General features: G+C 74.4%; 11 protein-coding genes. All 11 read left to right on the top strand.

All coding sequences use genetic code 11. The annotated features are described in order from the left end of the window. Positions 1-16: 16 nt before the first annotated feature. Positions 17-1,312: an ATP-grasp domain-containing protein gene (locus tag ACGFMM_RS02525; protein ID WP_393642371.1), complete on the top strand. Its 1,296-nt coding sequence runs from the start codon at positions 17-19 to the stop codon at positions 1,310-1,312. A 61-nt stretch (positions 1,313-1,373) separates the two neighbouring features. Next, positions 1,374-1,790, top strand: a complete 417-nt coding sequence (locus tag ACGFMM_RS02520; RefSeq protein ID WP_393642369.1) for a glyoxalase — start codon at positions 1,374-1,376, stop codon at positions 1,788-1,790. A 60-nt stretch (positions 1,791-1,850) separates the two neighbouring features. After that, complete coding sequence (locus tag ACGFMM_RS02515; protein ID WP_393642368.1) at positions 1,851-3,392, top strand: Ldh family oxidoreductase; 1,542 nt, start codon at positions 1,851-1,853, stop codon at positions 3,390-3,392. After that, positions 3,389-4,324: a Gfo/Idh/MocA family protein gene (locus ACGFMM_RS02510; protein ID WP_393642367.1), complete on the top strand. Its 936-nt coding sequence runs from the start codon at positions 3,389-3,391 to the stop codon at positions 4,322-4,324. Before ACGFMM_RS02515 ends, ACGFMM_RS02510 begins: the two co-directional genes overlap by 4 nt. A 5-nt stretch (positions 4,325-4,329) precedes the next feature. Beyond that, positions 4,330-5,082, top strand: coding sequence for a hypothetical protein (locus ACGFMM_RS02505; RefSeq protein WP_393642366.1), 753 nt, complete (start codon positions 4,330-4,332; stop codon positions 5,080-5,082). Next, a complete protein-coding gene (locus ACGFMM_RS02500) occupies positions 5,079-5,930 on the top strand; it encodes a sugar phosphate isomerase/epimerase family protein (protein ID WP_393642365.1) in 852 nt (283 codons plus the stop codon). Before ACGFMM_RS02505 ends, ACGFMM_RS02500 begins: the two co-directional genes overlap by 4 nt. Beyond that, positions 5,927-6,748 (top strand): sulfotransferase, encoded by an 822-nt coding sequence (locus ACGFMM_RS02495; RefSeq protein ID WP_393642363.1) that lies wholly within the window; start codon positions 5,927-5,929, stop codon positions 6,746-6,748. The genes ACGFMM_RS02500 and ACGFMM_RS02495 overlap by 4 nt, the downstream gene beginning before the upstream one ends. 8 nt (positions 6,749-6,756) lie before the next feature. Beyond that, positions 6,757-8,073 carry an ATP-grasp domain-containing protein gene (locus ACGFMM_RS02490; protein ID WP_393642361.1) on the top strand — a complete coding sequence of 439 codons (1,317 nt, stop codon included), beginning with the start codon at positions 6,757-6,759 and terminating at the stop codon, positions 8,071-8,073. Then, complete coding sequence (locus ACGFMM_RS02485) at positions 8,070-8,888, top strand: glycosyltransferase family 2 protein (RefSeq protein ID WP_393642360.1); 819 nt, start codon at positions 8,070-8,072, stop codon at positions 8,886-8,888. The genes ACGFMM_RS02490 and ACGFMM_RS02485 overlap by 4 nt, the downstream gene beginning before the upstream one ends. Next, positions 8,885-9,424, top strand: a complete 540-nt coding sequence (gene cysC / locus ACGFMM_RS02480; RefSeq protein WP_393642796.1) for an adenylyl-sulfate kinase — start codon at positions 8,885-8,887, stop codon at positions 9,422-9,424. Before ACGFMM_RS02485 ends, cysC begins: the two co-directional genes overlap by 4 nt. Next, positions 9,421-10,359 carry a sulfate adenylyltransferase subunit CysD gene (gene cysD / locus ACGFMM_RS02475; RefSeq protein ID WP_393642358.1) on the top strand — a complete coding sequence of 313 codons (939 nt, stop codon included), beginning with the start codon at positions 9,421-9,423 and terminating at the stop codon, positions 10,357-10,359. The genes cysC and cysD overlap by 4 nt, the downstream gene beginning before the upstream one ends. Position 10,360: the final 1 nt, after the last annotated feature.

The following is a 10,360-nucleotide window of genomic DNA, read 5'->3' as shown; positions in this document are numbered from 1 at the left end:
TTCACGGAGGAGCACCATGTCCGACACCCCGCCCCCGCTGCACCTGCTGATCGTCAGCGGCGGACGCGACCTGCCCGACCGGGCCCGCGACGCCTGGCCCGGCCTGCGCACGACCGTCATCTGCCGCCCCGAGGTGGTGCCCCGGCTGCGCAGCCGGGAGAAGATCCAGCGGCTGATCGTGCTGAAGGAGGACGCGTCGGTCGACGAGTGGGTGGCCGCCGCCCGGTTCGTGCACGCCGTCGACCCGGTCGACCGGCTCACCAACTTCACCGAGAAGGACACCGAGAAGACCGCCGCCATCGGCCTCGACCTCGGCCTGCCCTGGCACAGCCCCGAGACCGTGCGCGCCGTCGCCGACAAGTGCGAGATGCGGCGGGTCCTCGCGGCCGCCGGCGTCAGTGACGTCGTGGCCGAGACCGTGCGGGACGCCGAGGGCATCCTGAAGGTCGCGTCGAAGGCCGGGTACCCGCTGATCTGCAAGCCCGTCCGCGGCGTCGCCAGCAAGGGCGTGACCCGCATCGACGGCCCCGCCGACATCGAGCGCGCCCTGGAGTGGGGCGCCACCGGGGCCGGCGACCTCGACTCGCCCGAACTGCTCGTCGAGCCGTTCCTCGCCGGCGACGAGTACAGCGTCGAGAGCGTCAGCGAGGACGGCGAGCACCTCGTCGTCGGCGTCACCCGCAAGATCTCCGAGCACGACCACTTCGTCGAGGTCGGGCACGTCGTCCCGGCCCCGCTGGCCGCCGGGGACGAGGAGCGCATCACCGCCGCCGTCCGGGACATGCTCACCGCCCTGGACGTACGCCGCGGAGTCACCCACACCGAGGTGATCGTCGCCGCCGACGCGGTGCACGTCGTGGAGACCCATCTGCGCCCCGCCGGCGACGAGATCCCCGAACTGTGGGCGCGGATCAGCGGTGTGGACCTGATCGACGTGGTCGCCCGCCAGGCCGTCGGACTGAGCGTCCTCGACGACGTACGGGACGCCCTGAAGCGCACGCCGGACGGGCCGCGCGCCGCCGCCATCTGGTACGCCTGCCCTGACGCCGTCGGCGAGATCACCGAGGTCACCGGCGAGGAGGAGGCCCGCGGCCTCGAAGGCGTCGTGGACGTCGAGGTGTTGCGCGAGCCGGGCAAGCGACTCGACGGCGTGACAGGCTCGTTCGCGCGCGGGGCGCACGTCTGCGCCGTGGGAAGCACTCCGGACGAGGCGCTGGAGCGCGCCAAGGAGGGGGTGCGGAAGCTGTCCTTCACCGTCCGCAGCGACGGCATGGCCGCACGCCACGAGGCGCTCGCCGCCACCACCGGCTGACCCTTCGTCAGCCGCCCGCGCACCGACCGCAACAGCACGCACAGGAAAGAGAGATACGCACATGACCACCGAGAACACCGCCGACAACACCGCCGGGACCGCTTCCGAGTACTCCTTCGGCGGCCTCCACCACGTCCAGTTGGCCATCCCGGCCGGTGCCGAGGACCTGTGCCGCCAGTTCTGGGGCGAGGTCATGGGCATGACCGAGCTGGAGAAGCCCCCGGTGCTCGCGGCCCGCGGCGGCTGCTGGTTCCGCGGCGGCGGCCTGGAGGTCCACCTCGGCGTCGAGCAGGACTTCAGCCCGGCCCGCAAGGCCCACCCGGGCATCCTCGTCCGCTCGCTGCGCGACCTCGCCAAGCGCCTGGAGGAGTGCGGCCACGAGGTGACGTGGGACGACAACTTCCCCGGCCACGACCGCTTCTACGCCTTCGACAAGCTCGGCAACCGGCTGGAGTTCCTGGAGCCCCAGGCCTCCTGACCGTCCGACCGGCGGTCCACCGCCGTCCGATCCGTACCACGGCACCAAGAGGAGCCAGTGATGACCGAAGCAGCGGGCAGGCCGCCCGCACTCAGCGTGGCGGACCTGATCGTGGCCGAGGGCCCCGAGGGGGCCGAGCGCATCCTGATCGCCGGGCTGACCGTCGGCGTGGCCGCCGGCGAGATCGTCGCGGTCCACGCCGACGACAGGGAGGCGGCCGACGCCCTGGTGCAGGTCCTGGACGGACGGCGGCGGGCCCAGTACGGGGCCATGACCGTGGGCGGCAGCCGCCCACGGCGGGTCGCCCCCGCCCGGCCGGCGGGTGTCGGCGTCGTACGGGCCGGGCAGCCGCTGCCCGGCGGCGACCCGCGGCCCGTCGTGGTCGTCGACGCGACCCGGCCCGCCGCCGGCGCACCGGACACGGCGCCCGCGCAGGCCGCCGCCCGGGGCGGCAGCGGCGTGCTCCTGGTGACCACCGACCCGGACATCGCGGCGGCCGCCGACCGGGTCGTCCACCTCAACCGGCCCCCGAAGCCGCCGGCCGCGGCGGAGCCCGAGGCCCGGTTCTCCGTGGCGGCGCTCACCGACGCGGCCGTCGGCTCCCTCGTCGATGCCGGGGTCGGCGCCGAGCGCGCCACCCTGGTGGCGCGGGTACTCGTCGACGCCGACGCGCGCGGCCACTTCTCGCACGGCGTCGGCCTGCTCCCCATGTACCTGGACCGGCTCGCGCAGGGCGGCATCGACGCCGCCGCCGAACCCGCGTGGAACTCCGAGGACGGGCCCGTCGCCGTCCTCGACGCCCGCGGCGGCTTCGGGCAGGTCGCCGCCGAGCTCGCCGCCGCGCGCTGCGCCGAGCGAGCCGCGGAGACCGGACTCGCCGCCGTGGCCGTCCGCGGCAACAACCACATCGGGATGCTCGCCGCCTACCGCGACCACTTCGTCCGGCACGACGTCGTCGGCCTGGTGCTCAACATCTCCGGACCGAGCGTCGCCGCCCCCGGCGCCGGACGCCCCACCCTCGGCAACGACGCCGTCTGCATGGTGGTGCCCCGCGGCGAACACCGGCCGCTCGTCGTCGACTTCGCCACCGGCACCGTCGCCAGCGGCAAGATCCGGCACGCCGCCCACCGCGGCGAGCCCGTGCCCGCGACCTGGCTGGTGGACCGCCAGGGCCGGCCCACCACCGACCCGGAGGAGCTGGACCGCGGCGGCGCCGTCCCGGTGTTCGGCGGCCACAAGGGACTCGGCGTCGCCGTGATCACCGAGGTCCTCGCCGGCATCCTCGCCGGCCACACCGTCAGCCCGCTGGTGCACAAGCAGCGCGCCGAACCCGACCGGGCCATGGACTGCTCCCAGCTGTTCCTCGCCCTGTCCCCGTCGGCCTTCGGCGACCCGCCCGTCGACGAACTGCTCACCGTCCTGTCGAACGCCGTCGCCGCCGGCTACCCCCAGGGCGCCCCCCGGGTCCACCTGCCCGAACAGCAGGAGGAGCTCGCCGAGGCGGCGGCCCGCGACGACGGGATACCCGTGCCGCTCGCGGTCGTCGAGCGGCTCGGCTGGACCGCGGACCGCACCGCCGCCGTCCCGGGAGGAGCGCGATGAGCATCGGAGTGGGCCTCGTCGGCTTCGGCGCCGCGGGCCGGCAGCACGCCGCCGCCCTCGACGGACACCCCGCGGCCGAGATCCTGGCCGTGCTCGAACTGGACCCGGCGGTCGACGTCGCCGGTCTGCCCCGGGCCGGCTCCTGGCAGGACCTCCTCGCCGATCCCCGCATCGGCCTGGTGTCCCTGTGCCTGCCGCCCGGCCGCCGGGCCGAACTCGCCGTCCAGGCCCTGGAGGCGGGCAAGGCCGTACTCCTGGAGAAGCCGCCGGCCCTGTCCGTGACCGAGATCGACCTGGTGAGCGCCGCCTCGCAGCGCGCCGGCCGGCCGGTCGGGGTCATGCTGCAGCACCGGATGCGGCTGCCCGCCGCCGCCCTCGCCGCGAACTGGGCCGACCCCGCCGTCACGGCGGTCCTGGAGGTGTCGCGGTTCCGGCCGCCGGCCCACTACCGCAGGGCCGGCTGGCGCAGCGACCCCGCCGAGGCCTTCGGGGGCATCGCCGCCCACCTCGGCGTGCACTACCTGGACCTCGCCTGCCAGTTGCTCGGCCACCCCGAGACCGTACGGCTCGCGCCCAGCCGGGAGCTCGCCCCCGGCATCGACTCCCGGGTCACCGGCCACATCGAGTTCCGGGCCGGCGCCACCCTCGCGTTCACCGTCACCGCCGAGTCGGCCGTCCGCAGCGAACGGCTGCAGATCCTCGGCCCCGACGGCGGAATCTGCGTCGCCGACGGCATGGTCACCACGCAGATCGGCGACACCGAGCAGACGCTGCCCACCGTGCCCACCGCTGAACTGCGGCGCATGGTCTACCAGGACATGGCCGAGGCCGTGGCGACCGGACGGCCGCCGCTGCGCTGCCACTTGGAGGGCGCCCGCCCGGTGACGGAGATCCTGACGTTCGTCGCGCAGGGACTGGCGGTGGCCCCGTGAGCCGGGTGACCGCACCGCCCACCCGGGTCGGACTCTCCTCCGGCTCGGCCCCCGGCCTGGACGCCGCCGCCCTCGCCGCGCTCACCCGGGACCTCGGGGGCAGCACCGTCGACGTACGCGCCGGGAAGGGCCACGGCTGGGAGGCCACGGGCGGCCTGGACGGGCTGCGGGCCGCGGGCGTGGACGTCAGCTTCGTCGGAGTCGGCACCGTCCTCGGCGACCCCGCCCACCCGGCGGACGGCTGCGCCGTGCTGCCCTGGCTGGAGCCGGGCCGGCCCGTGAAGGTGTTCGCGGCCGAGGGCTGCACAGCCCCCGGACGCTACGAGCTGACGCTCGCCCAGCTCGCCGCGCTGTCCGCCCGCACCGGCGACAGCCGCCTCGTCCTCGTCGAGACCCATCATGGCTACGCGCCCGTCGGCGAACTCGCCGACCTGTGCGAGCGCGCCGGCACCGGCATCCTGCTCGACACCATGGGCCTCGCCCGCATCACGGACGACCCTGCGGCGGCCGCCGCCCGGCTGGCCCCCTGGACCAGCCACGGACAGGTCAAGGGCTTCGACTGGACGGCCCCCGGCACGTCCCGGCACCGTCCCCTCGCCTCCTGCGCCGAAGCCACCCGCGAGGTGCTCGCCGCGGCCGGCGAACTGCGCGCGGTCACCGTCGAGTCGAAGGCGCCGTCCCTCGCCGAGGACACCGCGCTCCTCCTCGACTGGTACGCGCCCGACGCCTCGCACTCACGAGAGAGAACCCCCCGATGAGACTCGCCATCATCAACGACGAGCTGTCCCAGGACATCGAGGCGGCCGCGGCGCAGACCGCCCGGCTGGGCTTCGGCGGCCTGGAGATCCGCTCCTCCGGCGGCGTGCCCCCGCACCTGATGAGCGACGCCGAACTCACCGCCGTACGCGACACGGTCGCCCGCCACGGCCTCGCCGTCGCCGGCTTCGACCCGCCCGCGCTGAAGTGCGCCCTGCCGCGCACCGGCGCCGAGATCACCGCCGTACGCGACCTCGTCGTCGACGCGGTCCGGCGGGCCGAACTGCTCGGCGCCCCGTTCGTCCGCATCTTCACGTTCTACCGCGAGGGCGACCCGGACCCGCGCGCCGCCGCGAAGGCCGCACAGGAGGTCCTGGACGGCGTCCCCTTCGACCGGGTCCCGCTCGTCGTGGAGACGGGCATGCGCACCAACAGCCCCACCATGCGCCACACCCTCGCGTTCCTCGACGAGCTCGGTGACGACCGGCTCGGCATCCTGTGGGACCCGGGCAACAGCGTCTTCAGCGGCTGGGACCCCGCCCCCTTCCCGCAGGACTACGAACTCGGCCGGGAACGCATCCGGCACGTCCATGTGAAGGACCCCGACGGGCAGGCCGCCTACGTCCGCCTCGGCGACGGCGACCTGCCGTGGCCCGCGATCCTCGCCCGGCTCGCCGGCGACGGCTACGACGGCTGGCTCTCCCTGGAGACCCACTGGCGGGTCGGCCGCGCCCCCCTGACCCAGGAGCAGCGCGACGAACCGTGGGGCGAGGAGTTCACCGCCGGCGGCTTCGAGGCCAGTTCGCAGTGCATGCGGCTGCTGCGCGAGATGGTGGAGGACCTCGCATGACCACGTCACCGCTGATCCTTCTCGGCGCCCAGCGCTGCGGCACCACCGCCTTCGCCTACGCCCTGAACCTGGCCTTCCACGACGCCGGCGGCCACTTCACCGTCAACGGCAAGGTGCCGTACCTGCTGCACCGCTGGCTGTCCCGGCAGGACCTCACCGACCGCCACCTGCGCACCGACGAGATCCTGCACGCCCTCGACCGCCGGCCGCCGGACGGCGCCGGCGTCGACGCCTGGCGGGCCCGCGTCGAGCAGAGCCTGCGCACCGCGGCGCGCGAGGTCGCCGAGGGCGCCGCCGGGGACGACCTCGCGGCCCTCGCCCGGCGCGTCCTCACCGAGAGCACCCAGGACCTGCCCTGCTGGGGCGACAAGTACAACGAGTACCTGCTGCACCTGCCCTGGCTCGGCGAGGTCCTGCCCGACGCGCGGTACGTGATGCTCGTCCGCCACCCCCTGGAGGCCGCGCGGTCCATGCTGCGGTGGACCGGCGACCGGCCCTGGGTGCCGGTCACCGAGGCCGCGGCCCTCGCCAAGTGGACCGCGTGGAACGCGCACTGGCTGGACTTCGCGCCGCGCGTGCCGGCGGAACGGCGCCTCGTCATCGAGTACCAGGCGCTGTGCCGCGGCGAGGAGACCGCCCGCCTGGAGGAGTTCACGGGCATGAGCCTGCGCCCGTACCTGGCCGGACTCGCCTCCCGCAATCCCGCTGCCCACGCCGACGACCTCCTGCCGCCGGAGACCGCCGCCGTCTGGGCGGCGCTGCAACAGGCCGCCGCGCCCGCCCCCGCCCTCACGACCACCACCAGCACGCCGAGGTGACCACCCCCATGTCCGCACCCCGAGTCCTCGTCCTCGGCGGCAAGGCCGGCATCGTCCGCAAGGCCGCCGCCCTGGGCTACGAGCTCGTGCACGTCCAGAAGCCGTCCGCCTTCGACGCGTCGGTCGTGGAGCACTGCGCCGAGGTGCTCCTCGTCGACTACCAGGACGTCCCCACCGTCACGGCCCTCGTCCGCGCCCTGCACGAACAGCGGCCGATCGCCCGGGTCTTCACCCAGACCGAGGCGGCCCAGGTCGTCGCGGGCCATCTCACCGAGACCCTGGGCCTGCCCGGCAACACCACGCGCACCACCCGCCTGCTGCACGACAAGCCCGCACTCCGCGCACTGCTCAACGAGCGCGGCAGGGGCCCGGTCGCCACCCTGACCCGCCCCACGCTCGACGAGCTGCGGGACTTCGTGAAGACGCACGGCGCCGCCGTGCTCAAGCCGACCATGGGCTCCGGAAGCATCGGCGTGCGCCTCATCCACTCGCCGGACGAGACCGACGCGGCATGGGCCTGGCGCGAGGAGTTCGGCCTGGACGCCTTCATGGTCGAACAGCTCCTCGTCGGACAGGAGCTGAGCGTCGAGACGTTCTCCGCGGGCGGCCGGCACACGGTCGTCGCGGTCACCGGCAAGGAGACCGGCGGGGGAGTGGTCGAGCTCGGCCACGTCGTCCCCGCCCCCCTCGCGGACGACGAGCTCGCCGCCGTGCACCGAATCGTCCTGGACCTCCTCGACGCGGTCGGGCTCGTGGACGGCCCCGCCCACACCGAGCTGATCCTCACCGCCGACGGACCGCGCGTCGTCGAGTCGCACAGCCGCCGCGGCGGCGACCGCATCAACGAGCTCGTACGACTCGTCCACGGCGTCGACCTGGAGGAGACCACCTACCGGCTGGCCGAGGACGACGCGCCGCTGCGGGCCGCCCCGGCCGACGGCGCCGCCGCCATCCGCTACCTCGTCGCCCCGCCCGGCGTCGTCACCTCCGTGACCGGCGCAGAGGACGCCGAGAACGCGCCGGGCGTCGTCGACGTCGACGTCGACGTCGAGCCCGGCGACACCGTGCACGAACTGCGCTGGTCGGAGGACCGCTGCGGCTACGTGATGGCGTACGCCGAGGACACCGCGACCGCCGTACGGCTCGCCGCGGAGGCCGCCGCCCGCATCGTGATCACCACCGCGCCCGCGGCCGGCGCGGGGGCCCCCGAGGCCACCCTCGGCGAGCTGCTCGACGAGGTCGACGAGGTGCTCGACCCCTTCGCCGCCGACATGAACGCCACCACGAACCCCACGAACGAGCCCGCCCGAGGAGTACGGCAGTGAGCACGGCACAGAGCCCGAGCAAACGCGTCACCGCGGTCGTCGCCACCCGCAACCGGCCCGGCGACGTCCGCCACCTGCTGACCGCGATCGCCGCCTGCGACACCGGCGTCGTCCACGAGGTCCTGTTCGTCGACGACGCGTCCGACACGCCGCTGCAGACCGACGGCGCGGAGTACCCCTTCCCCGTCCGGGTGCTGCGCAACGCCACCCGGCGCGGCGCCGCCGCCAGCCGCAACCTGGCGGCGAAGGAGGCCACCGGCGACGTGCTGGCCTTCCTCGACGACGACGCCCGCCCGCTGCCGGACTGGTTCCACGTCCTCGACGAGGCGCTCACCCCGGAACGGGCCGCGATCACCGGCCGGGTCCTGCCGTTCGACAGCAGCGTGGTCGCGCGGGCCAGGCAGTACCGGTACGAGGTGCGCTACGCGCAGCACGCGCCGTACAGCCCGGTGACCTTCTTCGCCGGCGGCAACTCGGCCGTCTGGACCGAGCTGTTCCTGACCGCCGGCGGCTTCCCCGACGTGGTCACCGCCAGCGACAACGGACTCGTGGAACGGCTCGCGGAGTCGGACCGCCAGGTGTACTTCGTGCCCGCGCTCCGGGTCGCGCACCGCAACAGCAAGGGCGCCGGCATCGCGTTCCGCGAGGCGTGGCGAGCGGGCCGGCTGGCCCCGCGCAGCACGCCCACGGCCGCACTGCGCCGCTTCACCGCCGCCGCGCGCGTCCAGCCCTGGTCGGACGACCCGGCCGCGGCGGGCCTGAACCTGAGCCTGCAGGCGGCGAATTCCCTGGCCACGGCGCTCCCGGCGGTCTGAGGGTGACCGGCGCCACCGTCTGGCTCACGGGTCTGCCGAGCGCGGGCAAGACGACGATCGCGTACGAGCTGGCCGGCCGGCTGCGCGGCGAGGGCCACCGGGTCGAGGTGCTCGACGGCGACGAGATCCGCACGTTCCTCTCCGCGGGCCTCGGCTTCGGCCGCGAGGACCGGCACACCAACGTGCAGCGGATCGGCTTCGTCGCCGAACTGCTCGCCTCGAACGGCGTGAAGGTCCTCGTCCCGGTCATCGCCCCGTACGCGGACAGCCGCGCGGCTGTCCGCGCACGGCACGCCGCCGAGGGCACGCCGTTCGTCGAGGTGCACGTCGCCACTCCGGTGGAGGTGTGCTCCGTGCGCGACGTGAAGGGGCTGTACGCCCGGCAGGCCGCGGGCGAACTCAGCGGCCTGACCGGCGTCGACGACCCGTACGAGGCGCCCGTGTCGCCGGATCTGCGCATCGAGTCCCAGCACCGGACCGTGGAGGAGTCGGCGGCTTGTCTGTACGCGTTGCTGAACGAAAGGGGTTTGGCATGACGACCACCGTCACCACGGTGGCGGGGGGTACGGAGTCCCCGTACGCCCTCTCGCACCTGGACGCGCTGGAGTCCGAGGCGGTGCACATCTTCCGTGAGGTGGCGGGTGAGTTCGAGCGGCCGGTGATCCTGTTCTCCGGCGGCAAGGACTCCATCGTCATGCTGCACCTGGCGCTGAAGGCCTTCGCCCCCGCGGCGATCCCCTTCACGCTGCTGCACGTCGACACCGGGCACAACTTCCCCGAGGTCATCGAGTACCGCGACCGCGTCGTCGCCCGGCACGGGCTGCGGCTGCACGTCGCCTGCGTGCAGGAGTACATCGACCGCGGGGCCCTCAGGGAACGCCCGGACGGCACCCGCAACCCGCTGCAGACCGTGCCACTCACCGAGGCCATCCAGCAGCACCGCTTCGACGCGGTGTTCGGCGGCGGCCGGCGCGACGAGGAGAAGGCGCGGGCCAAGGAGCGGGTGTTCTCGCTGCGGGACGAGTTCTCGCAGTGGGACCCGCGCCGGCAGCGCCCCGAGCTGTGGAACCTGTACAACGGCCGGCACGCACCCGGCGAGCACGTCCGCGTGTTCCCGCTGTCCAACTGGACCGAGCTGGACGTCTGGCAGTACATCCGGCGCGAGGGCATCGAGCTGCCGGAGATCTACTTCGCCCACGAGCGCGAGGTGTTCCCGCGGGGCGGCATGTGGCTGACCGCCGGCGACTGGGGCGGGCCCAGGAACGGGGAGCACGTCGAGACCCGGCGGATCCGCTACCGCACCGTCGGCGACATGTCCTGCACCGGCGCGGTCGACTCGGACGCGGCGACCCTGGAGCAGGTCATCGCCGAGATCGCCGCCTCCCGGCTCACCGAGCGCGGCGCCACCCGCGCCGACGACAAGCTGTCCGAGGCGGCCATGGAAGACCGCAAGCGCGAGGGGTACTTCTGAC

This window comes from Streptomyces sp. NPDC048604 (assembly GCF_043199435.1).
Taxonomy (GTDB): domain Bacteria; phylum Actinomycetota; class Actinomycetes; order Streptomycetales; family Streptomycetaceae; genus Streptomyces.
Note: the sequence above shows the minus strand (reverse complement) of the source record. Positions and strands in the feature narration are given on the sequence as shown.

Coding starts and splice junctions, on each gene's coding strand:
- ACGFMM_RS02525 (WP_393642371.1), top strand. CDS start 17: ATGTCCGACACCCCGCCCCCGCTGCACCTGCTGATCGTCAGCGGCGGA.
- ACGFMM_RS02520 (WP_393642369.1), top strand. CDS start 1,374: ATGACCACCGAGAACACCGCCGACAACACCGCCGGGACCGCTTCCGAG.
- ACGFMM_RS02515 (WP_393642368.1), top strand. CDS start 1,851: ATGACCGAAGCAGCGGGCAGGCCGCCCGCACTCAGCGTGGCGGACCTG.
- ACGFMM_RS02510 (WP_393642367.1), top strand. CDS start 3,389: ATGAGCATCGGAGTGGGCCTCGTCGGCTTCGGCGCCGCGGGCCGGCAG.
- ACGFMM_RS02500 (WP_393642365.1), top strand. CDS start 5,079: ATGAGACTCGCCATCATCAACGACGAGCTGTCCCAGGACATCGAGGCG.
- ACGFMM_RS02495 (WP_393642363.1), top strand. CDS start 5,927: ATGACCACGTCACCGCTGATCCTTCTCGGCGCCCAGCGCTGCGGCACC.
- ACGFMM_RS02490 (WP_393642361.1), top strand. CDS start 6,757: ATGTCCGCACCCCGAGTCCTCGTCCTCGGCGGCAAGGCCGGCATCGTC.
- cysD (WP_393642358.1), top strand. CDS start 9,421: ATGACGACCACCGTCACCACGGTGGCGGGGGGTACGGAGTCCCCGTAC.